This is a genomic window from Streptomyces sp. SS1-1, from assembly GCF_008973465.1.
Classification (GTDB): Bacteria; Actinomycetota; Actinomycetes; order Streptomycetales; family Streptomycetaceae; genus Streptomyces.
Map to the genome: position 1 here is coordinate 6,481,871 of NZ_WBXN01000004.1, position 24,893 is coordinate 6,506,763.

Sequence of the window (24,893 nt, forward strand, 5' to 3'; positions counted from 1 at the left end):
TACCACGAAATGCTGCAGCGGCTGAACGTCCGCGACGGACAGACCGAGGAACAGGCGCGCGCCCGATTCGACGCCGACCTCGGTGTCTCGGCATGGGCACTGCCCGGCCGTGAACGCCGCGAGATCGAACCGCAGCAGGACCCCGGCGCGCCCTGGTGGTGGCGAGGCGCCGAGGACGCATCTCAAGGCTTCCTCGCCTCGATGGGAGTGACCCTGCAATGAGCACCCCCACCGGCGGCAACCTCGGCGACGCGACGATCACCGTCAACGCCAACACCAGCCCAGCCCTCCTCGCCCTGAACGGCCTGTCCCGCGACGCACAGGGCCGCCTGCGTGACATCCGCGGACGGTTCACGTCCGAGGGCCGCCTCATCAACGGCACCCTGACCACCGTCACCGCGAACACCAACCGGTTCTCCGATGCGGTGGAGGGGCTGCGGGGCGCGTCCCTGCTGCTGTCCCCAGCACTGATCCCGATCGCCGCGCAGGCCGCGCCCATCGCCGCCGGACTCGGCGCCGCGGCCGTCGCGGTCGGCGCATTCGCGGCAGCCGCAGCCGGGCAGGTGTCCGCGATCACCGAGGCCGGGGAGGCGGAGAAGAAGTACAAGGAAGCCGTCGACGAGCACGGCGCCACCTCCGCGAAAGCCGCCGAGGCGCAGGCCGCCTATGCCAAGCAGGTCGCGCAGATGCCCGCCGCGACCCGCACCACCGCAGCCGCCGTCAGCGTCCTCAAAGACCGCTACCAGGAGTGGTCGGACGCGCTGGCCAGCAACACAATGCCCGTCGCCACGAAAGGCATCCAGGCGTTCACGTCAGTGTTCCCGAAGCTGACGCCGCTGGTGAAGGGCACGTCGACGGAGCTGAACCGGTTCGTGACGATCGCCGCCGGCGGGCTGGCGTCACCCGGCTTCGACCGGTTCATGAACTCGTTCTCCGACTTCGCGGTCGGCTCGCTGGCGAAAGCCAACGACGCCCTTGTCCGCTTCACCCGCACCTTGAACACCGGCAAGGTGTCCGGCGGCGTCAGCGAGTTCATGGAGTACGCGCGCGCCAACGCACCCCTCGTCCGCGAGACCCTGTCCCGGGTCGCGGAGGCCCTGTCGAACATCCTCGTCGCCGCATCCAACGTGGGCCCGGGCCTCCTCACCGTGGTCAACGCCCTCGCCGGGATCGCCGCGTCCCTGCCACCCGACGTCATCACCAGCCTCCTGCAGATGGCCCTCGCCCTGAAGGCGGTCCGCCTCGCCGCTGCAGGCATGGCCGCGATCTCCGGCGGGGTGGCCGCGTTCACCGCCGCGGTGTCCGGGATGCAGGCGGCCGCCGCGGGAGCGACGGGCATCCTGCCGCGGCTGGCTGCCGCGATCGGCAGCCTCTCCCGCGCCACGAAGATCGCGGTGGCGGGTACGGGGATCGGCCTCCTCGTGGTCGCCCTGTCGGAGTTGTCGCAGGGCAGCAAGGCGGCACCGCCGGACGTCGACAAGCTGACCTCGTCGTTGAAGCGGCTGGGCGCCGAGGGCAAGGCGACCGGGGAGGCGGCCAAGCACTTCGGTAAGGATCTCGACGGCCTGTACGGCAAGGTCCGCTCGTTGACCGACCCGTCGACGACCGACAACATTCAGCAGTTCATCGTCACCCTCGGCGGCCTGGGTAGCTGGGACTCCACGCCGGTCAAGGATGCGAAGGAGAACCTGAACGCGATCGACGACGCCCTCGCCGGGCTCGTCAAGAACGGGCAGGCCGACCTCGCGGCGAACGCGTTGAAGCGGCTGACCGCCGAGTACGGCAAGGGCGGCCGGGACACCGAGGAGTTCACCAGCCGCCTCGACGGCTACAAGGAGGCCCTCGCAGACGCCAAGTTCGAGCAGCAGCTTGCGGCGGATGCGATGGGCCTGTTCGGGCAGCAGGCGCAGGACACGTCGGCGAAGCTCGCCGAGCAGAAGATGAGCGCCGACGGACTGCGGCAAAGCATCCAGGCACTGAACGACGTGAACCGGGCCGCGCTCGGCGGGATGATCGGGTTCGAGGCGTCCATCGACGCGGCAGCGAAGGCCGCGAAGGAGAACGCCGGCTCGCTGAACGTGGTCAACGGCGTCCTCGACCTGAACAGTCCGAAGGCGCAGGCCGCTGCGACCGCGCTGTCGAACCTGGCGCAGAAGACGGACGAGGCGGCGGCCGCGAACCGGGAGTCGACGGGCTCCTGGTCGGGTGCGATCCAGATCTATGAGCGGGGCCGTCAGCAGCTCGTCTCGACTGCCCAGCAGATGGGCCTGACGAAGACGGAAGCCGAGCAGCTCGCCTCGCAGATCCTGAAGACGCCGAACAAGACGGCGATGCTGAAGGCGGACATCACCGACTGGAAGTCGAAGATCTCCGAGGCGGACAAGCAGCTCAAGTCGGCGAAGGGTGAGAAGAAAGCCAAGCTGACCGCGGACGTCGCCGACTGGCGGCTGAAGGTCGCGCTGGCCGAACGTCAACTGCTGGGTGCGAAGGCGAGCAAGCAAGCCAAGCTGACCGCGGACATCGGCGTGTGGCAGGCGAAGGTCAAGCAGGCCGAGACCCAGCTCAAGACGGCCAAGGGCAGCAAGAAGGCCACACTCACCGCGAACATCCAGGATCTGCAGCGGAAGGTCAGGAAGGCCAAGGAAGATCTTGCTACCGTCCGCAGCAAGTCCGTCACGATCACGGCCCACTACACGCCGGCAAAACGGTCCGATGGTCTGACGTTCCTGGGCGCGAGCGGTCGCCTCGCCACGGGCGGTCTGGTCCGCTACGCGCGCGGCGGCCGCATCCCCGGCTTCCCCTCCGGGGGCCCTATCACCGGGCCCGGCACGGGCACGTCCGACAGCATCCTTGCCCGTGTCTCCAACGGCGAGTTCGTCGTCAACGCCAAGGCGACCGCGCAGCACCTGCCGCTACTGGAAGCCATCAACTCCGGCAAGTTCTCCGCCGCCGCGGGGATGGCAGGCGGGGGACTGGCCGGCGCGGGCGCGGCAGCGGGCGACGGGCTGGCGGCGGGGATCGGCGCGGCGACCCGCGGGGTGGAGGCGGCGGCCCGCGCGATGGCGGCGGCTGTGGTCACGGCGGTGCGCACGGAGCTGCAGATCTCCTCGCCGTCGAGGAAGACGAGGGCCCTCGCGAAGGACGTGGGTGCCGGGTTCATCAGCGGCCTGACCGGATCCAAAGCGAAGATCAAGTCGGTGTCGGCCGACCTCGCCAAGGACATCCGTGCCGCGTTCTCCGGCCGCAAGGAATCCAACCTGCTGAAGATGGTCAACCGGGAAACGAAGGATCTCCTGACCCTCGCCGGGAAACGCGACGCGATCTCGAAGAAGATCGCCGACGCCAACAAGTTCGCCACCGACACCGCCAGCAAAGCCCGCGCGACCGGCAGCCTCGCCTCCATCGTGCAGGAGGACGCCTACTCCCCGAAGTACGTGAAGGGGCAGATGCAGGCGTCCCTCAATCAGATCAAAGCCTTCACCGCCAGCGTGAAGAAGCTGCAGGCCAAGGGCGTCAACAAGGACCTCATCCGGCAGATCCTGGAGATGGGACCCGAGCAGGGCGGCGCGTTCGCGAAGTCCCTCGCCGGAGCGGACAAGGCCACGATCAAGCAGTACAACAGCCTCAACGCCAACATCAACAAGGAGTCCAGCAAGCTCGGCAAGCTCGGCGCCGACCTGCTCTACGACTCCGGGAAGCACGCCGGGAAGGGCTTCCTCACCGGGCTGAAAGCCCAGCAGAAAGACATCGAGAAGCTCATGCTGTCCATCGCCAAGGGCATGCAGAAGGCCATCAAGAAAGCCCTCGGCATCAAGAGCCCCTCAACCGTGTTCGCGGCGATCGGACGGAACATCGGCGACGGTCTCGTCTCCGGAATGGCCGCCTCCCACCCGAAGGTGTCCGAGGCCGCGAAGAGGATCGGCGCGGCGGCCGCGGGCAACGCCCGCACCATCTCCGCCCGCGCCACAGCGAAGGCCAGCCGCCCCCGCTCGGGGTACGCGGCTGCGGTCGCCGAACTGCAGCGCCTCGTCGACAGCGGCAAGTGGGGCGGACGCCTCTTCGAGGACGTCAGCTTCCAGGGCATGTCGAAGAACTACCAGCGTGAGCAGATGAAGGTCGCCGATGGATTCTGGGCGGCCGTCTCCGAGATCAAGAAAGCCGTGCGCTCGGGGAAGAACGTCTTCGAAGACATGACGTTCAAGGGCATGTCCGCGAACGTCCGACGCTTCCACGACATGATCGCCCAGATCTGGAAGGGCAACCCCTACAGCCGCACCTTCGGGAACTGGGGCAAGTTCGGCACCTACGGCCAGTACGGCAAGTACGCGCGCGGCGGCCCCATCGTCGGCCCTGGTACCAGCACCTCCGACAGCATCCCCATCCTCGCCTCCCGCGACGAGTTCATGATGCGCGCGGCCGCGGTCCGCTACTACGGCCGGCCGACCATGGCCGCCCTGAACTCGATGCGGATCCCGCGTGGCGCCCTGGCCTCGATGCCGGTGCGTGGCGGCGACGGTGCGAGCAGCGGGGACATCCATCACCACTACCACGTCACCCTCGACAACCGCGGCGTCATCGGGTCGCAGATGGAACTCGACAACTGGCTCGCGAAGTCCCTCGCCCGGCTGAAGACGCAGCGGCGTCTGCCCTCGACAGCGGGGATGTGACATGGCCGCCTTCGAGACGCTCACCGATGACTTCACCGCCCCCACCGTCGACACAGTCAAATGGCCAGACAACTACAACGAGGCCATCGGCGGTGCGCTACCCGACCAGCCCGCCGGCCGGGCGAGAGTGCCCTGCAATCAGGGCTACGCGGCCTACGCATCCCAGCCCGCGTACACACTGGCCTCCTCACACGTCGGCGTCGAAGTAATCCCGCCCTCAGTGGGTGGCGCGACGGGCAGCGTGTTCTGTCAACTCCTCGTCGTCTCCAGCGTGGTCGGCACACAGATCGTCTTCGAGATCGACGTATCCACGAACCTGCTGCTGATGGCCGTCCACGTCGACTACACCGACGAGGACCCCGGCGTTGTCCCCTACGACCCCGTCCAGCACGCGTGGCTCCGCATCAGCGAAGCCGACGGCACCCTGTCCTGGGAGACCTCTCCAGACGGCCGCGTCTGGACAGCACAACATACGGAGACTGCCCCCGCCTGGGTTAGCGACACCGACCTGCAGGCACAGCTGCTGGCCTACCGGGACGACGGCGCCAACGACTACGCCTTCTTCGACAACGTGAACACCACCCCGGTCATGACCGACGGGTACACCGTCGCCGTGGACTGGACCGGCGACGGCGGCTTCGACGGAGGGTACGACGACGTCACCGATGCCGTGCTGCAACGCGGCCCGGTCACCTTCGCCTACGGCCGTGACCAGGCCCGCCAGCTGTCGCCGCCACGGGTGGGCACCCTGTCGATGATCCTGTGCAACGCCGACCGCATCTACAGCCCGGAGAACCCGGACTCGCCGATCGCCGACGACATGTCACCAGCCGCCCCCGTGAAAGCGGAGACCGTCTACCAGGACACCCTGTACCCGCTGTTCACCGGCCGCATCGAAGACTTCGAGGTGCACCCGGACCGCGGCGACCGCAGCGTGGACATCACCTGCCTGGACCTGCTGTCGCTGCTGCAGGGCAACACCATCTCGACGGAGCTGTTCGAGGCGCAGCGCACCGGCACCCTCATCGGTGTCGTCCTCGACGCTGTCGGCTGGACCGGCCCCCGCGACCTCGATCTCGGGGCCACGTTCGTGCCCTGGTGGTGGCTTGAAGAAGTCGACGCGTTCACCGCGGTCACCGACCTCGTCTCCTCGGAAGGCCCGCCGTCGATCGCCTACGTCGGCCCCGACGGCACCTTCATCTTCCGCGACCGGCACCACCGGCTTCTGCGCGCCGCGTCGCTCACACCACAGGCCACGTTCACCGCAGTACGGCCGGCCGACTGCGACACCGGGCACAGCGGGGACTGCTTGGGGTTCGGCGAGTGCGGTTTCGGCGAAGGCGGATTCGGAGGATAGAGCGATGCCCTTCTCACCCATCGAGCACGGCACCCTGAACTGGGATGTGCCCGTAAACCAGGCGTTTGAGGATGTGTGGACGGAGCTCGCCGCCGCCACGTTCTACCAGTTGGTGGCGGCGTCCGATGCGCCGGCGAGTGTGCGGTCGAGGGCGCAGTACGTGTGCGACGGCACCGCCGACGACGTGCAGATCCAGGCCGCCATCGACTCTGCCCTGGCCGAGGGCGGCGGGCGGATCGTTCTGTCCGCAGGCACCTTTAACCTTGCCGCGCAACTCGTCCTCGCAGGCGCCGACGATGTCGAAACCGAAATCGACCTCACCCTGACCGGGCAAGGCCCCAAAGTCACGACCCTCGCCGCAGGCAGCGGACTCGACTCCGCCATCCACCTCACCGAGGTCATCCGGGCGCACCTCGCCGACTTCGGCATCACCATCAGCGGCGCCAGCCACGGCATCTCGTCGAACACCACCAACGGAGCCGACAGCGGACACCGCTCCTTCTGGCAGTCCAGCTTCCGCAGCCTGCAGATCCACGGCCCATGGGACGGCACCCACACCGGCTACGCCCTCCACCTCGGAAGCCCGTTCCGCAGCGTGTTCGAGAACATCGAGATCGGTGGCGTCGGCAACGGGTGGCGCATGTTCTCCGAACACGCCGACTTCAACCCGGGCGACCTCACCGTCACCCGGTCGTTCGTCGATCTGTCCGGCGCAGGCGGCACCGCCTATCGCATCGACTCACCCGCTGGCACCATGAACCAAACGGTGTGGACGATGTGCGAGGCCTACGCCAACGGCGCTACCTCCACCGGTATCTACATCGCCGGATCACACAACCGGTTCATCGGTAGCAACCTGGAACAGTTTCAGACCCTCGTCAACGTCGCATCCGGCGAGTCGAACAGCTTCGACCTCAACTACGTGACCTGCCGCGACGGCGGCTCCAGCAACAAAGCTTTCGTGTGCGGCACCGGAGCGTGGAACAACCGGTTCTCCGCGAACTATCTGAACGTCCACACTGGAGACTCCCTGGTCGCTGTGCAGGACGCCAACACGTCCGCGGCCTGCCCGAACATCTTCGAACGCATCCGTATCGAAGCGAACTCGGGCACCACCACCACCTACAGCAAGGTGGCCTCCACTGTCTTCCGGGACATCACCGCGTTCCTCGGCGGCGGCACCATCCAAGCCGGGCTGCTGTCCTACCCGCTGACCACGGTCAACGACTCGTCGTTCACTCCTGCCGATCACAACCTGATCGCGTGGACCAGCGATCCGGCAACCCTGCGCTCCACGTCCAACACGATCACGTCCGGGACCGTCTACCTGCACAAGGTGAAGATCGTCAATCGGTCGACGGTCGTCAGCAATATCCACCTCGGTATCGAATCCGCCGGAAGCGGACTCACCTCCGGACAATGCTTCGTCGGCCTCTACGACAGCAGCGGCACCCGCCTCGCCGTCAGCGCCGACCAAGCCAGCAACTGGACCAGCACCGGCGGGAAAACCATCGCCCTGACCAGCCCGCAAACCCTCGCGGTCGGCTACTACTACATCGCGATCCTCGCCGTCGGCACAACGCCACCGCAGTTCTCCATGGGCGCAGGCGGCGCCATGAGCGTCAATCCCGGCCTGACCACGTCCACCGCCCGCTTCCTCACCGGACCGGGCAGCCAGACCTCCCTGCCATCCTCGATCACACTCGCCAGCCAGACCCCCAACACCCGCGCCCACTGGGCCGCCCTCAGCTAGGGACCGCCCATGTCTCTGTCCTTCCTCGAACCGTTCGGCTACTCCCACGGCTGGCGCGACATCATCAACGACGTGTCCTTCGACGTCGACGTCCGCCGCCCCCAAGACACCTACACACCCGTCTGGTCCAGCGACGAGACGATCGCCCTCGCGCTCGGCCAAACCATCCAGGTGCAGGCCAAGGCATCCGACCCGTTCCGTGACGCCCTCGACCCCGTCAACGGAACCGACATCATCTTCTCCGGCCCGGGCACCGTCCTCGCGTCGATCTCACGCCGCTCCGGCCAGTCCACCACCATCAGCGTCACCGCCGTCGGCGGCGCCGTCACCATCACCCGCCTGCAAGTCCGCGGCCGCCCGGTCCCGACCGACCGCACCGTCAAGGTGTCCTCGGCCGACTCTGTCAGCGTGGGCCGGCACGGCCGCCGCTCCAATCCGGGCGACGCCCCATGGGCGAACGCCAACGACGCCTACGCCATCGCGCAGCTGCTCCTCGCCCACTACTCGCAACGCCGGCCGACAGTGACGATGCGGCTGGTGTCGTCCGATCATGAGCACCTGCTGCAGATCCTGTCCCGCACGATCTCCGACATGATCACCATTCAGCACGGGGAACTAGGACTCGATGCGTCCTTCCATATCGAGAGCATCGAGCACACCATCGCCCGCATGCCCAGCGAGGACAGCGACACGGGCTGCGAGCAGCGCGTCCACTACGCCACGCTCGGCTGTGAACGCACCGGGCTGATCGTCCCGGCGAACCCGTTCACCTTCGACGCGTCGGGGCTCGGCTTCAACGACGGCGTGTTCGACCCGACCGCCGCCGACGACCCCGACGCGGTCTTCATCTTCGACCACGCCACACAAGGACAGTTCGACCTGGGCCGGTTCGGCACCTGACCACCCCGGAATGATCTTCGCGGGGCGGTGTCTACCGTCCCACGCATGGCCCAACTCATCACGGCCCGCGCCAGGGCGCGCGTCAACCACGGCAGGTGGATCGCCGACTGCCCCCGCCGCTACTGCGCGAACGCGGTCAGGCTCAACCCCGGGCAGGGCACCTTCCACTGCGCCGGCGACGGAGGCTGCCAGATGGTCGCCCCCGTCGAGTGGCCGGCGGACCCCGACGGGATCTGGGAGGCGCTCCTGGAACGGCCCGTGCCGGGCACCCGCAACTGGTACCCGGACGGGCACGTCGAGGCGGTGCGGCTGGGCCTGCCGCACGGACAGACCCCTGCCGAGCTCCGTGCCGAACAGCGCGAGTACGAGGCGGCCCTCTGATGGCCTGGTCCGCCCCCATGACAGCGGTCGCGAACTCGACATTCACTGCGGCCCAGTTCAACCAGTACGTCCGGGACAACCTCAACGAGACCGCACCCGCCCTGGCCACGGCGGCTGGCTCGTACTTCGCCGCCGACGGCATCAACTCCATCGCCGAACGCCGCGCCGTCACCGCCCTCGAACTCGGCACCGGCACCACCACCTCGACCACGTACACGGACCTGACCGGCGTCGGCGCGAACATCGGGCCGACCGTCACGGTCAACACCGGGCCTGCCGCACTGGTCATCGTCCGCTGCTCCGCCGAGAACTCCGGGGGTGGCTCGGCCCGCATGGCCTACAACATCTCCGGCGCGACCAGCCTGGCCGCTGCCGACAACCGCGGTGTCGGCTTCTTCGGCGTCGCGGGCGGCAACGTCAACGCCTCCGACGTGTCCCTGTGGACAGCGCTCAACCCGGGCTCCAACACGTTCACCGCGAAGTACCGGGTGAGCTCGGGCACCGGCACCTTCCTGTCCCGCCGCATCATCGTCATGCCGTTCTGAAGGGGAGTGCCCGATGGCCTGGTCCGCGCCGATGACGGCAGTCTCCGGCAGCGTCTTCACCGCAGCCCAGTTCAACACGTTCGTGCGGGACAACCTGAACGAGACCTCACCGGCGAAGGCCACCACGTCCGGCGCCTACTTCACGGTGTCGGGCACCAACGAGATCACCGAACGCGTGCCTGCCTCCGCGAGCACCCTGGTGTCGGAGACGACGACGTCGACGAGCTACACCGACCTCACCACGCTGGGCCCCGAGGTGACCGTGGAGACGGGTCCGTTCGCGCTGGTGCTGGTGCACGGCTCGCTGGAGAACTCGGGTGCCGGGTCGTCGCGTATGGCGTATGAGGTGTCGGGCGCGTCGTCGATCGCTCCGGCGGACAACCGGGGCATCGGCGTGTTCGGTGTGGCGGGTGCGGGGGTGGTCGCGTCGGGGGTGGCGTTGCACACGGACCTGACTCCGGGTTCCAACACGTTCACGGCGAAGTACCGGGTGGCGTCCGGTACGGGCACGTTCCTGTCCCGCCGCATCGTCGTCTTCCCCCTGTAAGGAGCGTGCCCCCATGGCCTGGTACCCCGGCGCCGTGAAGATGGAACTGCAGCCTGAGTCGGACGCGCAGCCGGCGATCCGACCGACCCAGTTCATCGTCCACTCCGTCATCGCGCCATGGACCGCGCGCCGCATCTACGAATACTGGCGCGACTCCACCAACCTCGAAGCCCACTTCGGTCTCGGCTACGCGGGTGACCTCGGCCAGTACATCGGCACCGAGACCCGCGCCGACGCCAACGCTGGAGCGAACCGCCGCGCCGACGGCACCGGCGCGGTATCGATCGAGACCGCATCGAACACCAGCGGCACCGACCCGTGGACCGCCGACCAGATCGAAGAACTCATCGATCTCGGCGTGTGGCTGCACCAGAAGCACGGCATCCCGCTGCGGGTCTGCCGCACCCACGACGACCCCGGGTTCGGCTACCACTCGATGTTCCCGCAGTGGTCCACGAGCGGCACCGCGTGTCCCGGGGCGGCGCGCATCAAGCAGTTCAAGGAGGTCGTGTTCCCGGGCATCGTCGCCCGCGCGGCCGGACAGCCCTCGAAGGAGACCGACGTGGCAATGACGGACGCGGACGCCAAGAAGTTCTGGTACGCCGACCACATCCCCGCCGTGCCGCCCCCGTACAACAACGCCGACTGGGCGGACGGCAACACCACCTGGACCGCGAAGTACGCCGTCGGCACCATCGCCGCCACGAGCCGCGAGACCCTCGCCCGCGTGAAGACCATCGAGGAGAAGGTCACCTCACTGCAAGTGGGCGGCGTCGACCTCGACCTGCTCGCCACCAAGGTCGCCGATCTGCTGGCCGCACGGCTGGCCAACTAGGAGGAACCCACCATGAAGATCTTCGGCCGGGAGCCCGCGCTCATCATCTCCACGATCAGCGCCGTCCTCTCCCTCATCGTCACCTTCAACGTCGGCATGTCCGGCGAGCAGGCCGGCGCGATCGTCGCCGTCATCACGGCCGTGTTCGGTGCGATCACTGCCGCCCTGACCCGGCCCATCGCGCCGTCCGCGTTCACCGCGGTCGTCGCCGCCGGGGCCGCGCTGCTGGCCGCCTACGGGCTGAACGTGTCCGCTGAGACGGTCGGTGCCACCAACGCTGTCGTCCTCGCCGTGCTGGGCCTGCTGGCGCGCGGCCAGGTGTCCCCGAAGGGAGTCGAGGCATGAGCAGTCCCCTGGACGGGCGGATCCGCCACATCGCCCGCGAGGTACTCGCCGAAGCCGGACACCCCGCGCCCGACGATGCCACCAGCGGTACGCCGGCCGGACGTGAGGACCGGCTGGCCCAACTGGAGGAGCAGGTCGCCACGCTCACCGGCCGCGTCGACGAGCTGGAGAAGCGCAGCACCGCCACGCCCGCGCGGCGAGCCGCCCGGAAGACGACGGACGCCGACGAGTGAAAGTCCACGTCTACCCGTCCGACAACTTCGGCTGCGGCAGCTTCCGGATGCGGTGGCCCGGCGAAGCCTGCGCCGCCGCGGGCTTCGACGTCCACGTCGTCGCCCCGGCGGACCGCCGCCTGAAGGCCATCGTGCAGGGCGACGAAGTCGTCGATGTCATCGACGTCGACGCGGACGTGATCGTCCTTCAGCGCGTCACGCACGAGCGGATGGCGCAGGCCGTCGCCGTGATGCGCGCGAAGGGCATCACCGTGGTCGTCGACGTCGACGACGACCTGTCGTCCATCCACCCGTCGAACCCGGCCTGGCAGGTGCACCGGCCCGGCCGGGGCCCGCACTCCTGGCACAACCTCGCCCTCGCCTGCCGCAACGCCTCCCTCGTCACGGTGTCCACCCCGGCGCTGCTGGACGTGTACGCCCGCCATGGGCGCGGCCATGTCCTGCCGAACTATCTGCCCGACATGTACTACGGGCTGCCGCGTGTCGATTCGGATGTGGTGGGCTGGCCGGGCTCGTTCCATTCCCACCCCAACGATCCGGAGGTGGTGGGCGGCGCGGTCGCCCGGCTTGTCGAGGAGGGCGCCGGGTTCGTGATGCGCGGCGATCCTTCGGGTGCGGGCCGGGCGTTCGGGTTGGCCGCCGATCCGCCGGGCCGCCCGGTGTCGGTGGCGTTGTGGCCGCGCGCGGTGGCGTCGCTGGGGGTGGGGATCGCCCCGCTTGCAGACACGAAGTTCAACGCCGCGAAGTCCTGGCTGAAGCCGCTGGAGATGAGCGCGACGGGGGTGCCGTGGGTGGCGTCACCGCGTGCCGAGTACCGGCGTCTGCACGAGATGGGCGCCGGGGTGTTGGCGGACCGGCCGCGGACTTGGTACCGGGAGCTGAAGCTGCTGAGGGAGTCGGCGGCGATGCGGGAGGAGTTGTCGGCGGCGGGCCGGGAGGTGGCCGCGCAGCTTCGCCTGTCTCAGCATGCGTGGCGGTGGATGGATGCCTGGACCAGGGCGGTCGAACTGGACCGGGCTACGCGGCCGTCTGCGGTAGCGGTGTAGCGGCGATCGGCTGCTCGCGCACATCCCGGATCCAGGACACCCCGCACGCCAGACACAGCTCGTGCGGGTCGGTGTAGGCGAGCTCGGTCGATGTGCACAGCGGGCACTTCGCTCGGGTCCGCACCCGCTTCAACTGGTTCCGCTGATAGGTGGTCGTCCCACCCCAGTACCCTTCGGCGCCGTGCAGCATCGCCCACGCCAGACACTGCGTGCGCACCGGGCATGCCCGGCACCAGGCCTGCGCCTCGTCCGCTCCTGCGTCGGTCTCGACGTCCGGGACGAAGTCGAAGTCGGCGACCGCGCACGGCGCGTCTGCCTGCCAGGCGACATCCTCGGCGGAGAAGAACTCGACGGTCTCCACAGTCAGCCTCCCGGGTTCAGGGGCAGGGGGTGCCGTCGGCAACGGACCACGACACCGACCCGTTGACCAGGCACTGCCGGATCCGGCCCGCACGATGCAGCCGCTGACACGACAACTGCACCGCGGTGCGGTCGAGTCCGGTGCAGGCGGCAAGCTCACTGCGGGTACGGCGGCCGTCCGCGATGAGCTGGTAGATGGTCTCGTCGCGGGCTATGACCCGCGGGTCTCTCGGGCGGCCGGGGCGGCGCACGGTCTCCTGCATGATGCCCTCGCATTCAGTTAGCCGGGCGGCTGAAATTCATTATGCAGCGATGATGCTGTGACAGATGAGACCGGAACGAAAGTGCCACCGGGCAATGCCACACTGCCGATCGAGGATCAGCGGAAGGGGCCGCCCATGCCAGGCAGACGAATACGTCAACGGCTCGGCCGACGCGGCACCTTCCTCGCCATCCTCGGCGTCGGCAAGACCTGCTGGGGCGTGTCCTTCCTCGCCGATCCACCCAACGACCACGGCCTGCAACTCCTCACCGAAGTGTGCGGACTACGGCACTGGTCATGGCTGTGGATCGTGTGCGGACTCGTCACCTTCACCAGCGCATTCCTGAAGATCGGCCGCGACTGGTTCGGATTCCTCACCGCGTTCATACCCCCCACGGTGTGGGCCATCGCTTACACCTACGCCGTCATCGTCGGCGACTACTCGCGCGGCGCCTACGTCGCACTCTGGTATCTCACCTCGCACGTCGGGGTCATCTGGTGGGCAAGCACGGTGCCCGAGCACTCGGTCCCCCCTACGCCGAGGCTGCCCCGGAGAGGCAAGGCCGCATGAACGCCGGCGACTGGGTAGCCGTCATCGGCGCCTTGGGCAGCATCCTCGGAGGGGGCGGATGGTTCGTTGCCCGTGCCACTCTCAAGGCCGCCCGCGCAACCGCCGCCGCACAAGAGGCAGCCGCCCGCGCCAACGCGGCGCCCGCGCAGCAGGCCGCGAACCTGGCGGTGCTGGAGGCGACGGTGCGCCGCGTCGACGAGGAGAACGGCCAGCTACGGGGGAAGATGTCACGGCTCGAAGCGATCGTCCGCGCGTTCGCTGCGACGACGGACCGGTGGGCCCGCCAGATGAACCGGGCGGGTATCGAACCCGAACCGCCGCACCCGCTGGTCGAGGAGTACAACCGGACCGGGGCGTGAGGTTCACGCAGCCTCGACGACCTCGGCGCGCACCGCCTCCGCCCACTCCGCGACGAGCTCCTCGTACCGCTCCCGGGTCTCCCCATACAGGTAGCCGCCGGCCGTCCTGACCAGGGCGCGAATGTCCTCGTTCACGACCGCAGCAGAGCGCACGATCCCAGGGCGGGAAGTGGAGGGGGACATGCGACAAGCGTATCGACCGGCACCCCGGATCACCCGCGCGGGCATAGTCCAATCCCAGACCCTCACACGAGAATGGTCCCGCCCCATACCCTGACAGTGACGAGCTGTACAGAGAGGGGCGAGACCGTGCCATCCGATGCTACCCCGGACCCATACGCTGACCCACTGCGCTTCGGCCAGCGCGTACAGATCCTCCGCGAACGCCGCGGCATGACCCGCGCCCAACTCGCCGACTTCATCGGCGTCTCACCCCACACCCTCAAGAAGATCGAGAACGGGCAGCAGCAGGCACCGGGCCTCGAGACCGTCATGCGTATCGCCGAAGCCCTCCGCGTCCGCGACCTCGCCGACCTCACCGGCCAACCCGACGCACACGTCGACCTCTTCGTCGGCCCCGGCCACCCGCGCCTCGCCGCAGTGAAGGCCGCCGTCGACAGCTTCGCGCTCACCACCAGCCTCGAGCCACCCCCGGTCGCACACCTCGAGGCCCGCCTCGCTCGAGCATGGGCCGCCCGCCACTCCGCACCGAACCACCGCGAGGTCATCGGCCGGCTCCTCCCGGACCTGATCCGCGACGCCCAGGCCCTCGTGCGGGCCGCGGACTCGAGCAGCGAACGCCGCCGCGCGCAGGCGCTCCTCGCCGAGGCGTACAGCCTCAGCCAGTTCTTCATCGCCTACCAGCCCGACGCCGCCCTGCTGTGGCGCGTCGCGGAGCGCGGCATGGTCGCCGCCCAGGACTCCGGCGACCCGCATGCCATCGGCGTCGCCGCGTGGCTGCTCGCGCAGGCCCACCGCGACACCGGGCCCCGGCACTTCGACGCCGCCGACGCCATCAACCTCGAGGCCGTCCGCTTCCTCGAGCCACTCCTCCCCGACGCCGGCGACGACGTCCTCGCTATCGCCGGGGCCCTCGAGTTCGAACTGGGTTACACCGCGGCCCGCCGCCGCGAGACCGGCACCGCCTGGCGGCACTGGGACAAGGCCAACGACATGGCCTCGAGACTCCCCGGCGACTACTACCACCCCATCACCTCGTTCTCGCAGGCCATCATGGGCGCCCACGCCGTAACCGTCGCCGTCGAACTCCACCAGGGCGGGGAGTCCGTGCGCCAGGCCGCCCGCGCCGACGAGGTCGTCATCCCCTCGAGACCCCGCCGGGCCCGGCACCGCATCGAGGAGGCGCGCGGCTACCAGCTGGACGGGCAACCGGACGTGGCTATCGCCACGCTCGAGAAGGCCGCCCGGGCGGCGCCGGAGACGATCGCCTACAACGGGTACGCGCGGCGCATCATCCTCGAGGAGGTCGAGTCGAAGCAGGCGCAGCGTCGCCGGCGTGCGTCGGAGCTGGCGGTGCAGATCGGCATCCTGGCCGCGTGAGGGGAGGGGACCGGATTCCGGTCCTCGCCCTGCTCGAGCCGCCCCTACGGTCGCGTGTGTGAGACGGAGCACGCACACAGGGGAGCAGGACGTGAACGACGACCGCAACGACGCCTTACCCGCCAGCACGCCGAAGGTCATCGTCCACCCGGCCGCAGACCGGCGGCTCGCCGCCACACACTGGCTGCTGTCGACGCTCCCCGCGGCCGGCCGGGACCGGGCGCGCACGGAGTGGGAGGACACCGGCGTCGCCCTCCTCCCGCTCGGCACACTCTTCTCCGCCGTCCGTATCCCCGGCCGCCTCGTCCGCGCCCTCACCGGGCCGTTGAGCCTGCCTGAGACGGACGCGGTCCTCGCGGAGGCGCTGCGCGGCGGCCCGGTCATCTGCGACCCGCACCGCCGCTCCTACTACGCGCTCGTTCCCGCGTCGATGCCGCGTACCTGGCGGGACGCCGCCACCGAGTGGGATGAGGTCGACGTCGCCGTCCTCGGCCGCGACACCCTCCTCGGCGTACCGCGCCTGGACGCGACCGAGCCCGGCCCTGCGGTCTCGTCGTACTGGTCGGTGCCCATGGACTCGCCCGGCGCTCTGTGCGACCGGCTGGTGGTGGCCCGGTTCATCGCGGCGGGCCGGCATGTTCTGGATGCCGAGCCTGAGGGTTCTCCCGTGCAGTCGATACGGGAGGTGTGAGCGGGGCTGCCCCTGTTCCCCTCCGTCAGGTAGGGGCGGCCCTGGGGCCCGCTGCCGTTGCTGTTCCCCTGCGGCGCGGCAGCGGGCCTACCGCGTGGCGTGTGTGCGCCTGGCGTAAAGACGCCACGCATAAGCCTGTTCAGAGCGACCCGACGGGGTTGATCATCTACGGGTCAGCGGACCAGGTCAGCGAGGGGGACGTCGAGCGCATGCGCGATACGGATGAGGTGGTCGACGCCCGTGCTGTGGGTGCCCTGCTCGATCCGGTTGATGGTCTTCCGGTCGAGGTCGACGCGTTCGGCGAGCTGTTCCTGGCTCAGCTTCGCGGCGGTCCGGGCGGCGCGGATGTGGTCTCCGATCTCGCGACGGCGGGTGAGTACCCACTCGGGCAGGGGATCGGATGGCACGCGTACACGCTGGCCGCCTCGTTGATCTTTGTCTGTACCGTCTGTGGTACATCTCGATGCCGATCACTAGCCTGACCGCAAGAGAGTGTCGAATAAAACGCTCGTTCGAGTGATCCCCGTTTTGACGCATTGCCTAATAGCAGTTCACCAGTCAACGATACTTGCATCCCCCACACGTCCAGCCCGGCGCACATCCAGCAGGTGGCACTACATGACCAACGAGCCGTCCCGCCCCCACGCGGAACCCCTCACCGACTCGCACCGAGCCCGCATCCAGTTCGCCCGCCAAGAACTCGAAGCCGCCCGCGCCGCCGACCTCGCGGGACTTGCGCCGGCCGGACTCATCTTCCAGATCGAACGGCTCCGCACCCGCCTCGACGACATCCTCTCCCTCGTCGAAGAGGTCATCCCCGAGTAGCCACCCGACAGGGCCGGGTCCGCCGCCACCCCCGTGCAGCGGACCCGGCCCTTTCCTATGGCCGGACACCACCCCCCGGGGAGTGCCTAAGCGACACTGTCCCCCGAAGGCGGCGTCCGGCCCCCATCCCCCGGCGCTGGACTGTGGGTGGTTCACCTATGGGTCACCAGCACATGACGGCCGTCTCGCCGGATCCCCAGGTGGAGTACATACGGACCCGGACCACATAGTGGCGGCCCTTGACCAGACGGGTCCGCACCGTGGCGTTGTGTGGGGTGCCGCCGTCGTCGGTGCCCGCGAGATAGCGGGGGCGGCCGTCGCGTTCCTCGAAGAGCACGACGAGGGTGTCGGCGTCCCCGAAGGTGCCCACCGTGTACGTGCGCGTCTCCGGGGGCTCGATGGTGAAGTCCGCCTGGGTGCCGGGTGCGAGCCGCAGGGGCGCCGAGCGGAACGGCACCAGTACGCGGGGCTCGCGTACCGGGTCCGGCGGATACCAGCGGCGGACGAAGTCCTTGTCGGCGGACGACAGCACACCCGGCGGGGTGAGGCCCGCGCGGAACTGCTCGGGCTCCAGGATCAGTCCCGCCGGGAAGGGGTACTCCATGATCGAATGAGGGTCCCAGACGGAGCCGTTGACCTCGTGCGCGTCCAGCTTGCGCAGGACGTTGAACCACGTCGTGTCCCGGCTCCAGAAGTTCGGTGGCCCCGCCAGGTCCGTGTACACCGCCTCGTCGTCCCAGTGGATCCCGGCGAACGGGCTCTGGTGCTCGTGCAGCATGCCCAGCGCGTGCCCGATCTCGTGCAGGGCCGTCCCGCGTTCGCCCGGCGCGGTCAGGTCCCAGCCGAAGTTCATGGTGCGCTCGTCGGAGCCGACCCGCAGCGCGTCCCGGCCGACGGCGGACCAGGAGCCGTCGCCGCTCTGGAAGCCGATCCGCAGCTCCGCCTCCGATCGGTCGTCCACCTCCACGAACGACAGGCCGATCCCGAGGCCGCCCCACTCCTGGAAGCACTCGCGCACGACGTCCCGCTGCTCCTTGCCGCCCACCCACGACACCGCCCGCGTCCGGCCCGTGCCACGGTCGGCGATCACGGACGTGTCGGTGTCCCGGTCGAAGAAGTGGTAGTGCAGGACGGTGCCGTTCACCCACATACGGTGCCCGGAGACCAGCGCGTGGAGCCGCCCGGCGGCCAGCCCCGGTGGGAAGGCCGGCGCCGACTGCTGCGCGAGGGAGCAGTAGCGAGCGGTCATGCCCCCAAGGGTGCCGTCGCGGCACCCCGGACGCCTGAGTCGGGGGCTACTCAAGTACCGGTGTATCAGATCTGAGTCACCGTGCTCCTAATGCCGTGACGAGCTACGAACGCGCGGCCAGGACCCTGGATCCGCCCTGGCCGTTCACCGGCAGGGAGAGCGAACTCGACGTCGTGCGCGCCTCCTTGGGCGCCGGCCGGGACGGCGTCGTCGTCACCGGGCCGGTCGGCTGCGGCAAGTCCCGGCTCGTCGCCGAGGCCACGCGCGGGACCGGGTGCGCCCGGGTGGCCGGCACTCCCGAGACCCGGCACATCCGCTTCGCCGCGTTCGCCCACCTCGTTCCCGGGACGGCCTCCCTGCACGACGCCTGCCGGCACCTGTCCGACGTACGGCTGCTCGTGGTCGACGACGCGCATCTGCTCGACGACGCCTCCGCCGCGCTCGTCCACCAACTGGCCGTGCACGGCCGGACTCGCCTCGTCGTCGTCACCGCCGAGGCCGCGCCCGCACCGGCCGCCATCTCCCGCCTCTGGACCGGCGACCTGCTGCCCCGCCTCACCCTGGGGCAGCTGTCCCGGGAGGACACCGCGCGCCTGCTGGCCGGCGCGCCCGGCGCCCCCGGCCTGGAGCCCCTCACCGTGAACCGGCTGCACCACCTGTGCCAGGGCGACCTGCGGCTGCTGCGCGACCTGGTCGACGCCGTGCGCGAGCGCGGACTGCTCAGCCGCGTCGACGGCACCGACGGCTGGGCGTGGCGCGGCCCGCTGCCGGTCACCGCGACCGTACGCGAACGCACCGCCCGGCTCCTGGACCGGTCCTGCCCCGCGGAGCGCGAGACGCTGCAACGCCTCGCGTTCGCCGAGCCGTTGCCCGTCGACCCGGAACGGGACGCGCTCGATCTGCGCGCGCTGGAGCACCTGGAGGCCGACGGCCTGGTCCGCGTCGACGACCGGGGCGCCGTCCGGCTCGCGCACCCCCTGCACGGCCCGGTCCTGCGGGCGACTGCGGGCCGGCTGCGGGCGCGCCGCCTGACCCGTGCGCCGGACCGCTGCGGCCCCGCCCTGGAGGCCGAGCGGGCCGCGCTCCTCGGCCGGATCGAACGCGCGGACGTCCGGACCGTGGCCGCGCCGGTGGGGGAGTGGCTGGTCGCGCAGGGCGCACCGTTGCCCGCAGGATACGCGGCCGTACGGGCCCGCTACGCCCGTCTGCGGGGTGAGCTGCGGGAGGCCGCGGCCTGGGCGAGGGAGGGGCTGCGCGACGGCACCGGCGACGCCGCCTGCCACCGCGAACTGGCCCTCGCCACAGCACAGTCGGGCGACGCCCCGGCCGTGCCCACGATCACGGGTGGCCGCCCTCACGGGGGTGGGGCGGTCACCCGGCCGACGGCGGCGGAGGACGACGCGTACGACGCCGTCCGCCTCGGGCACCCCGGGCGGGCCGCCGGCCGCCTCACCGGGGTCTTCGCCGCGCACGCCGACGCCCTGGCACGCGGCGACGGCGACGCCCTGGACCGGGTGGCCGAACAACTCGGGGCGCGCGGCTTCCTGCTGTTCGCCGCCGAGGCGCACGCGCAAGCGGCCCGCGCACACCGCGACCCGCGCGCCGCCCGCACCTCCCGCACCCGCGCGGTCGCGCTGGCCCGCCGCTGCCAGGGCGCGCGGACGCCCGCGCTGTCCGGTCTGGCCCTCGGCGAACTCACCGCCCGGCAACGGCAGATCGTCGACCTGGCGGCCGTCGGCCTCACCAACCGGGAGATCGCCGAGAAGCTCACCCTGTCCGTCCGGACCGTCGGCAACCACCTGTACAGCGCCTACGCCCGCCTCGGCGCGCCCGACCGGGGCGCCTTGCCCTGGCTGCTGTCGGCCCAGGGGGCGTGCTCGGCCTGAGTGGGACCGCACGCCGGGACCGCCCCGGCCACCCGACCGCAGCGAACGCCCGGCCCGGTGCCCGGGGTGGGGCGCGTCCGGCCCCGTCGTCCGCGCGGTGGCTGGTGATCCGTACCGCCCCGAGGTGGCAGCGCTCGATCTGAACCCGAGCCGGGCACCCGCCCTTCAGGCGCCCCGGAGCCGTGAACGCCGGCCCAGGCGCCTGCTCGGCGCGTGCCGGCCCCTCGCCCGCGTCGCCGTGACCCGTGCTGGCGGAGCCCAACGCCGCGCGCCCGGCCTGAAGTCCGTACCGTCCGGCCGTGGCTGTCGCCACCCCAACGGCACCCCTCGACCGCGCTCCGCTCCGTCCCTCAAGACTCCGCTCTGTCCCTCAAGCCGCCCCGAACGCCGTGAACGCCCACCCCGTCGCCCGGTGCAGGGCGTCGGCCGGGAGGGCGGACCTCGCGTCCCTCAGCGCCTCCGCCAGGGACAGGCCCGCGTCCAGGCCCTTGTGGAGGGCCAGCATCAGGGGCACCACCGCCGCGTCGTTCACGGGTGCGCTGCACGCCACCACGCCCGCCGTGCCCAGCGGCAGCAACGCCGTGACCAGGCCCAGCAGTTCGTCCGCGCCGACCGACGCGAAACGGGCCGTGTCGCAGCAGGACAGGATGATCCGGTACGGGGAACGGGCCAGCCGTTCGAAGTCGTGGACGACGATCGGGCCGTCCGCCATCCGCAACGACGAGAACAGCGGGCTGTCGGCCCGGAACGCGCCGTGCGCCGCGATGTGCGCCAACTCGGCGCCGTCCAGCTCCTCCAGCACCCGCGGCACCCGCGCGTCGGCGTGTTCGAGGACGACCGCGCCGCCGTACCGGACGGCCAGGTGCGGCACCTCGGCGCCGCCCGTCGCCAGCCCCGGCCCGCGCACCAGCACATGCCGGCCCCGCGGCGGCGGCTCCGTCTCGCGGGCCCGCAGCCAGCTGCTCGCCGACGGCGACACGCTCACCACCCGCTCCCGCAGCGACGGCAGCAGCGCCCACGGCACCCGGTGCAGCCGGGCCGGCGGCACGACCACCACCGGTCCGTCGCCCAGCTGTGCCGCCGCGGGCCCCAGCAGCAGTTCCTCCAGACGCCGCCCGGCCGCCTCCACCACCGGCAGCCGCGCCTCCGCCCCCGGATGCGCGAGCCGGCGCAGCCCGGCCTGGACGTGCTCGGCCTCCACCTCCGCCTCCGCCAGCAGCCCGGCCTCGTACCGGCGCACCCGCCCCTGCCCGCACAGCAGCACCTGGACCCGCCCGTCCAGCACGGCGAGCTCCACCAGCCGTACGTCGTCCGCGAGCCGGTCCAGCAGCCGGCCCGGGTCGAAGCGGTGCCCGTCGCCCGGGGCGTCACCCCGCATGTGCAGGGTCCGGGCGCGGATCTCCCGTTCCAGGCGCCGCTGTTCGCGTTCCAGCGCCGGTACCGGACGGGCGTCCATCCGGGCCGCCTCGGCCCGTGCCGCGATCTCCCGGAACGCCGTGAGGTCGCTCTGCAGCTGCGGGTCGGCCGGTGGTCTGGTCGGGGGCGCCGACAGGGCCGTCGCCCGCCAGCGCTCGCTCCACACCAGCAGCCGCCGCGGCCCCCCGCTCTCCAGGCTCGCCTGCTGCGCCAGCGCCGCCAGCTCCGCGCCCTGCGCGCTCGCCCGCGCCCGCAGCTCGGACGCGCCCAGCGTCATCCGGTGCGCGTCCAGCACGTCCAGGCCCCGCCGGCACGCCTCCAGCACCCCGCGCCCCGACCCGGCCGCCCGGGCCCGCAGCGCCTGCGCCGCCCAGCCCGTCATCCGGGCCAGCGGCGGCCCGCTGCGCCTGCTGCGGGCGGCCAGCGCCAGATGCCGTTCGGCGTCGGCGCGCCAGCCGAGACCGAGCGCGATCCGGCCCGCGAGCAGCGACGCCTCCGGTGCGGCGGGCGCGCCGAAGGAGGCCAGCCGCTCGGCGACCGCGGCCGTGTCGGCGACCAGCCGGCCCGAGCCGCGCCCGGCGGCCACCCGCGCCTCGATGAGCACCAGCCGGGCGTGCGCCTCCCACCAGGGCCGCCGCTGTCCCGTGAACAGCCGTACGGCCATGTCGGCGCGCGCGATCGCGGTGTGCGCGTCGCCCGCGAGCCGGGCCGCCGTCGCCGCCGCGAGCAGCAGTTCGGCCTTGCGGGTGGACTGGCCGCCGATGCGGTCGAGGACGGCGATCGCCGCGTCCGCCTCGGCGAGCGCCTCCGGTGCCAGACCGGCTGCCATCAGCACCTCGCAGCGCCGGATGCTGAGCATGAACGTCGGGGTGCCTAGCTTGGCGTAGCGCTCCTCGGCCTCGTCGAGGAGGCGCAGCGCCGCCGGTATGTCGCCGGACCGGAACGCGGCGAGCCCCCGGCTCTCCACGGCGTCCGCCTTGTCGTGCTCCTGGCCGGTGGTGTCCCACAGTGTCTCGGCCGCCGTGAAGTCGGCGTCCGCGCGGTCCACCGCGCCGAGCGCCAGATGCACGGTCGCCCGCAGCGTCAGGGCCCGCGCCGTCCAGATGACGTCGTCGGCCTGCCGCAGCACCGGGATCGCCCGGCGGACGTCCTCCAGCGCCTCCCGGTGGTGCCCCAGCACCCAGCGGGCGTAGGCACGCCGGAACAGCACGCGGGCGCGCGGATGCCCGCTGACGCGCTCCACCCCGCGCTCCAGCGCGGCCAGCCCCTGCTGCGTGCGCCCCGCGTGCACCAACGCCACCCCGAGCGTCGCCAGGACGTCGGCCTCCCGCTCGGCCGACTCCGCGCGGGCCGCGAGATCCCGGGCACGCCGCAGATGGTGCAGGGCGATCCGTATGTCGCCCCAGTCGCGCTGCCAGATGCCGATCACCTGATGGGCCACGGAGGCGCGCAACGGCGACGGATCGGCGTCGAGCACACCCTCCGCCCTCGCCAGCGCGTCGTTCGGGGCGGCGAACACCATCGGCAGCAGTTCGAGAACCGAGTCGCTTCCCGCTGTCACTCCACGGATGGTAGTTGCCCCGGAACCGTGCCACACGGTTTGTCGCTGTATCAATCAGGCGTCCCACGGCTCTGATTGACGACCGTCGCCCCATCGGGAGGACATCCATGGCACCACGGCGATTCCACGAGCAGTTCGAGCAGATCCAGCGCTCCATGCCCGACGTCCCCCTCGCGATGGGACCGGACGACTCGGCCGAGTTCATCTACGAGAAGGGCCATGTGCTCGTCCGGGACGGCGAGGACGCCGCCCTCGTCGAGGACACCGTCCGCGCCCACTTCACCGCCCAGCCCGAACTGGTGCAGGACCACGTGCGCCGCGCGAGCCCCCGCACCAACCGCTCCGGCATCACCCGCATCCAGGTCGGCGACCCCGGGGAGGGCGACCGCGGCGGCGACCGGCCCGTGGCGCACGCCCTGCGCGCCCTGCGGGAGGTCGAGGGACGGGCCGGGCGCCGGCTCGTCAGCCGCAACCACCTGGTGTCGATCGCCGTCAACTCCTGCCCCGGCGACGAACCCGTCCCCGTCGGCCAGGGCGAAGGGCTCAACCCCGCCCCCGTCGAGGGGACCTGGGACGCGGACAGCGCCGTCGGCGTCCTCGTCGTCGACACCGGGCTCATGAACGACTTCCGGTCCTCCCCGCTGCTCGCCCACACCGACGGCGACCTCCAGCTCCAGGAGTGCGACGACGACGGCGTCCTCCAGCAGTACGTCGGACACGGCACGTTCATCGCCGGACTCGTCGCCGCCGTGGCACCCAACACCTCCATCACCGTGCGCAACACCCTCAACGACGCCGGCGCCATCCTGGAGTCCGAGTTCGGCGAGAAGCTCTTCGAGGCCGTCGACGAGGGCGGCTGGCCCGACATCCTCAGCCTCTCCGCCGGCACCTCCAACGGCCGCACCGACGGACTGCTCGGCATCGAGGCGTTCATGCGCGAACTGCGTGAGCAGCGCACCCTGTTGGTGGCCGCCGCCGGCAACAACGGCAGCGCCACGCCCTTCTGGCCCGCCGCCTACGCCGACCTGCCCGACTACCAGGATTCGGTGCTGTCGGTCGGCGCGCTGCGCGCCGACGGCGAGTACGGCGCCTGCTTCAGCAACCACGGCGCCTGGGTGAAGGTGTACGCCCCCGGCGAGCGCCTCACCAGCGTCCTCACCGGCTTCGAACGGCCCGTGCCGTACGTCTACCAGCACTCCACGTACGACGCCTGCCGCTACGGCTTCGGCTACTCCTGCACCTGCCAGTCCCCGCGCCACACCGGTGTGCTCAGCGAGCAGGACCCCGGCGCCAAGCCGGACCAGGTGACGTTCGACGGCCACGCGCACTGGAGCGGCACCTCGTTCGCCACCCCGCTGGTCGCCGGGATGATCTCCGCGCACATGTCCGCGCAGGCGGAGAACGACCCGCGCGTCGCCCGGTACAAGATGCTCGCCGCCGCGTCGGGCTTCGCGGAGGTGCGCGGGGCGCATGTGCCGGCCCTGCGCCCCACGACCTGGCGCCCGGTGCCCGTCGGCCCGCCGGCCGCCGGGTCATGACGGTCG

Annotated in this window: 25 protein-coding genes; 19 read left to right on the forward strand and 6 right to left on the reverse strand. The window is 70.9% G+C overall.

Annotated elements, in window-relative coordinates:
- The first annotated feature begins 9 nt into the window (after positions 1 to 9).
- From F8R89_RS31035 to F8R89_RS37150, 12 genes are read left to right on the forward strand one after another with little or no spacing between them, the layout of a single operon-like run.
- On the forward strand, positions 10 to 222 hold the full coding sequence (locus F8R89_RS31035; protein ID WP_151787066.1) for a hypothetical protein: 213 nt from the start codon (positions 10 to 12) through the stop codon (positions 220 to 222).
- Complete coding sequence (locus F8R89_RS31040) at positions 219 to 4,667, forward strand: hypothetical protein (RefSeq protein WP_151787067.1); 4,449 nt, start codon at positions 219 to 221, stop codon at positions 4,665 to 4,667. The genes F8R89_RS31035 and F8R89_RS31040 overlap by 4 nt, the downstream gene beginning before the upstream one ends.
- A gap of 1 nt (position 4,668) precedes the next feature.
- Positions 4,669 to 6,024 carry a hypothetical protein gene (locus F8R89_RS31045; RefSeq protein WP_151787068.1) on the forward strand — a complete coding sequence of 452 codons (1,356 nt, stop codon included), beginning with the start codon at positions 4,669 to 4,671 and terminating at the stop codon, positions 6,022 to 6,024.
- Between the two features lie 4 nt (positions 6,025 to 6,028).
- On the forward strand, positions 6,029 to 7,777 hold the full coding sequence (locus F8R89_RS31050) for a hypothetical protein (RefSeq protein ID WP_151787069.1): 1,749 nt from the start codon (positions 6,029 to 6,031) through the stop codon (positions 7,775 to 7,777).
- 9 nt (positions 7,778 to 7,786) lie between these two features.
- Positions 7,787 to 8,677 (forward strand): hypothetical protein, encoded by an 891-nt coding sequence (locus F8R89_RS31055; RefSeq protein ID WP_151787070.1) that lies wholly within the window; start codon positions 7,787 to 7,789, stop codon positions 8,675 to 8,677.
- A gap of 45 nt (positions 8,678 to 8,722) precedes the next feature.
- The gene (locus tag F8R89_RS31060; protein WP_151787071.1) at positions 8,723 to 9,058 is read left to right on the forward strand and encodes a hypothetical protein; all 336 of its coding nucleotides are present in this window, start codon (positions 8,723 to 8,725) and stop codon (positions 9,056 to 9,058) included.
- Positions 9,059 to 9,075: 17 nt separating this feature from the next.
- Positions 9,076 to 9,603: a hypothetical protein gene (locus tag F8R89_RS31065; protein ID WP_151787072.1), complete on the forward strand. Its 528-nt coding sequence runs from the start codon at positions 9,076 to 9,078 to the stop codon at positions 9,601 to 9,603.
- Between the two features lie 13 nt (positions 9,604 to 9,616).
- A complete protein-coding gene (locus F8R89_RS31070) occupies positions 9,617 to 10,150 on the forward strand; it encodes a hypothetical protein (protein WP_151787073.1) in 534 nt (177 codons plus the stop codon).
- A gap of 13 nt (positions 10,151 to 10,163) precedes the next feature.
- On the forward strand, positions 10,164 to 10,985 hold the full coding sequence (locus F8R89_RS31075) for an N-acetylmuramoyl-L-alanine amidase (protein ID WP_151787074.1): 822 nt from the start codon (positions 10,164 to 10,166) through the stop codon (positions 10,983 to 10,985).
- A gap of 12 nt (positions 10,986 to 10,997) precedes the next feature.
- The gene (locus F8R89_RS31080; RefSeq protein ID WP_151787075.1) at positions 10,998 to 11,330 is read left to right on the forward strand and encodes a hypothetical protein; all 333 of its coding nucleotides are present in this window, start codon (positions 10,998 to 11,000) and stop codon (positions 11,328 to 11,330) included.
- Entirely contained in the window at positions 11,327 to 11,563 is a 237-nt protein-coding gene (locus F8R89_RS31085; RefSeq protein WP_151787076.1) for a hypothetical protein, read from the forward strand. Before F8R89_RS31080 ends, F8R89_RS31085 begins: the two co-directional genes overlap by 4 nt.
- A complete protein-coding gene (locus tag F8R89_RS37150) occupies positions 11,560 to 12,609 on the forward strand; it encodes a hypothetical protein (RefSeq protein WP_151787077.1) in 1,050 nt (349 codons plus the stop codon). Before F8R89_RS31085 ends, F8R89_RS37150 begins: the two co-directional genes overlap by 4 nt.
- Here the strand turns inward: F8R89_RS37150 and F8R89_RS31095 are convergent.
- Both F8R89_RS31095 and F8R89_RS31100 read right to left on the reverse strand, forming a co-directional pair.
- Positions 12,581 to 12,970, reverse strand: a complete 390-nt coding sequence (locus tag F8R89_RS31095) for a WhiB family transcriptional regulator (RefSeq protein ID WP_151787078.1) — start codon at positions 12,968 to 12,970, stop codon at positions 12,581 to 12,583. The two genes, F8R89_RS37150 and F8R89_RS31095, sit on opposite strands and share 29 nt — an antisense overlap.
- 16 nt (positions 12,971 to 12,986) lie before the next feature.
- Entirely contained in the window at positions 12,987 to 13,232 is a 246-nt protein-coding gene (locus tag F8R89_RS31100) for a hypothetical protein (protein WP_151787079.1), read from the reverse strand.
- A 135-nt stretch (positions 13,233 to 13,367) separates the two neighbouring features.
- Here F8R89_RS31100 and F8R89_RS31105 point away from each other — a divergent pair, with 135 nt between their 5' ends.
- Positions 13,368 to 13,802, forward strand: a complete 435-nt coding sequence (locus F8R89_RS31105) for a hypothetical protein (RefSeq protein ID WP_151787080.1) — start codon at positions 13,368 to 13,370, stop codon at positions 13,800 to 13,802.
- Positions 13,799 to 14,161 (forward strand): hypothetical protein, encoded by a 363-nt coding sequence (locus F8R89_RS31110; RefSeq protein ID WP_151787081.1) that lies wholly within the window; start codon positions 13,799 to 13,801, stop codon positions 14,159 to 14,161. Before F8R89_RS31105 ends, F8R89_RS31110 begins: the two co-directional genes overlap by 4 nt.
- A 3-nt stretch (positions 14,162 to 14,164) precedes the next feature.
- Here F8R89_RS31110 and F8R89_RS31115 read toward each other — a convergent pair whose 3' ends face one another.
- Positions 14,165 to 14,296, reverse strand: coding sequence for a hypothetical protein (locus F8R89_RS31115; protein ID WP_413251278.1), 132 nt, complete (start codon positions 14,294 to 14,296; stop codon positions 14,165 to 14,167).
- A gap of 258 nt (positions 14,297 to 14,554) precedes the next feature.
- Between F8R89_RS31115 and F8R89_RS31120 the strand changes: the two genes are divergently transcribed.
- Together F8R89_RS31120 and F8R89_RS36385 are read left to right on the forward strand one after the other, a co-directional pair.
- Complete coding sequence (locus F8R89_RS31120; RefSeq protein WP_413251279.1) at positions 14,555 to 15,721, forward strand: helix-turn-helix transcriptional regulator; 1,167 nt, start codon at positions 14,555 to 14,557, stop codon at positions 15,719 to 15,721.
- Between the two features lie 58 nt (positions 15,722 to 15,779).
- Positions 15,780 to 16,412: a hypothetical protein gene (locus F8R89_RS36385; RefSeq protein WP_225994549.1), complete on the forward strand. Its 633-nt coding sequence runs from the start codon at positions 15,780 to 15,782 to the stop codon at positions 16,410 to 16,412.
- A 173-nt stretch (positions 16,413 to 16,585) separates the two neighbouring features.
- Here F8R89_RS36385 and F8R89_RS31130 read toward each other — a convergent pair whose 3' ends face one another.
- Positions 16,586 to 16,819 carry a helix-turn-helix domain-containing protein gene (locus F8R89_RS31130; protein ID WP_151787084.1) on the reverse strand — a complete coding sequence of 78 codons (234 nt, stop codon included), beginning with the start codon at positions 16,817 to 16,819 and terminating at the stop codon, positions 16,586 to 16,588.
- Between the two features lie 211 nt (positions 16,820 to 17,030).
- Here F8R89_RS31130 and F8R89_RS31135 point away from each other — a divergent pair, with 211 nt between their 5' ends.
- Positions 17,031 to 17,237, forward strand: coding sequence for a hypothetical protein (locus tag F8R89_RS31135; protein ID WP_151787085.1), 207 nt, complete (start codon positions 17,031 to 17,033; stop codon positions 17,235 to 17,237).
- 163 nt (positions 17,238 to 17,400) lie between these two features.
- Here F8R89_RS31135 and F8R89_RS31140 read toward each other — a convergent pair whose 3' ends face one another.
- Entirely contained in the window at positions 17,401 to 18,486 is a 1,086-nt protein-coding gene (locus F8R89_RS31140) for a M12 family metallopeptidase (protein WP_151787086.1), read from the reverse strand.
- A gap of 95 nt (positions 18,487 to 18,581) precedes the next feature.
- Between F8R89_RS31140 and F8R89_RS31145 the strand changes: the two genes are divergently transcribed.
- Positions 18,582 to 20,372: a LuxR C-terminal-related transcriptional regulator gene (locus tag F8R89_RS31145; protein WP_151787087.1), complete on the forward strand. Its 1,791-nt coding sequence runs from the start codon at positions 18,582 to 18,584 to the stop codon at positions 20,370 to 20,372.
- A 370-nt stretch (positions 20,373 to 20,742) separates the two neighbouring features.
- Here the strand turns inward: F8R89_RS31145 and F8R89_RS31150 are convergent, their stop codons facing one another.
- Complete coding sequence (locus F8R89_RS31150; protein ID WP_151788358.1) at positions 20,743 to 23,310, reverse strand: CHAT domain-containing protein; 2,568 nt, start codon at positions 23,308 to 23,310, stop codon at positions 20,743 to 20,745.
- A gap of 146 nt (positions 23,311 to 23,456) precedes the next feature.
- On the opposite strand from F8R89_RS31150, the gene F8R89_RS31155 reads away from it, so the two are divergent.
- Complete coding sequence (locus F8R89_RS31155; protein ID WP_151787088.1) at positions 23,457 to 24,887, forward strand: S8/S53 family peptidase; 1,431 nt, start codon at positions 23,457 to 23,459, stop codon at positions 24,885 to 24,887.
- The last annotated feature ends 6 nt before the right edge of the window (positions 24,888 to 24,893 follow it).

Coding starts and splice junctions, on each gene's coding strand:
- F8R89_RS31035 (WP_151787066.1), top strand. CDS start 10: ATGCTGCAGCGGCTGAACGTCCGCGACGGACAGACCGAGGAACAGGCG.
- F8R89_RS31040 (WP_151787067.1), top strand. CDS start 219: ATGAGCACCCCCACCGGCGGCAACCTCGGCGACGCGACGATCACCGTC.
- F8R89_RS31045 (WP_151787068.1), top strand. CDS start 4,669: ATGGCCGCCTTCGAGACGCTCACCGATGACTTCACCGCCCCCACCGTC.
- F8R89_RS31050 (WP_151787069.1), top strand. CDS start 6,029: ATGCCCTTCTCACCCATCGAGCACGGCACCCTGAACTGGGATGTGCCC.
- F8R89_RS31055 (WP_151787070.1), top strand. CDS start 7,787: ATGTCTCTGTCCTTCCTCGAACCGTTCGGCTACTCCCACGGCTGGCGC.
- F8R89_RS31060 (WP_151787071.1), top strand. CDS start 8,723: ATGGCCCAACTCATCACGGCCCGCGCCAGGGCGCGCGTCAACCACGGC.
- F8R89_RS31065 (WP_151787072.1), top strand. CDS start 9,076: ATGACAGCGGTCGCGAACTCGACATTCACTGCGGCCCAGTTCAACCAG.
- F8R89_RS31070 (WP_151787073.1), top strand. CDS start 9,617: ATGGCCTGGTCCGCGCCGATGACGGCAGTCTCCGGCAGCGTCTTCACC.
- F8R89_RS31075 (WP_151787074.1), top strand. CDS start 10,164: ATGGCCTGGTACCCCGGCGCCGTGAAGATGGAACTGCAGCCTGAGTCG.
- F8R89_RS31080 (WP_151787075.1), top strand. CDS start 10,998: ATGAAGATCTTCGGCCGGGAGCCCGCGCTCATCATCTCCACGATCAGC.
- F8R89_RS31085 (WP_151787076.1), top strand. CDS start 11,327: ATGAGCAGTCCCCTGGACGGGCGGATCCGCCACATCGCCCGCGAGGTA.
- F8R89_RS31100 (WP_151787079.1), bottom strand. CDS start 13,232: ATGCAGGAGACCGTGCGCCGCCCCGGCCGCCCGAGAGACCCGCGGGTC.
- F8R89_RS31105 (WP_151787080.1), top strand. CDS start 13,368: ATGCCAGGCAGACGAATACGTCAACGGCTCGGCCGACGCGGCACCTTC.
- F8R89_RS31110 (WP_151787081.1), top strand. CDS start 13,799: ATGAACGCCGGCGACTGGGTAGCCGTCATCGGCGCCTTGGGCAGCATC.
- F8R89_RS31120 (WP_413251279.1), top strand. CDS start 14,555: ATGACCCGCGCCCAACTCGCCGACTTCATCGGCGTCTCACCCCACACC.
- F8R89_RS31135 (WP_151787085.1), top strand. CDS start 17,031: ATGACCAACGAGCCGTCCCGCCCCCACGCGGAACCCCTCACCGACTCG.
- F8R89_RS31140 (WP_151787086.1), bottom strand. CDS start 18,486: ATGACCGCTCGCTACTGCTCCCTCGCGCAGCAGTCGGCGCCGGCCTTC.
- F8R89_RS31150 (WP_151788358.1), bottom strand. CDS start 23,310: ATGGTGTTCGCCGCCCCGAACGACGCGCTGGCGAGGGCGGAGGGTGTG.
- F8R89_RS31155 (WP_151787088.1), top strand. CDS start 23,457: ATGGCACCACGGCGATTCCACGAGCAGTTCGAGCAGATCCAGCGCTCC.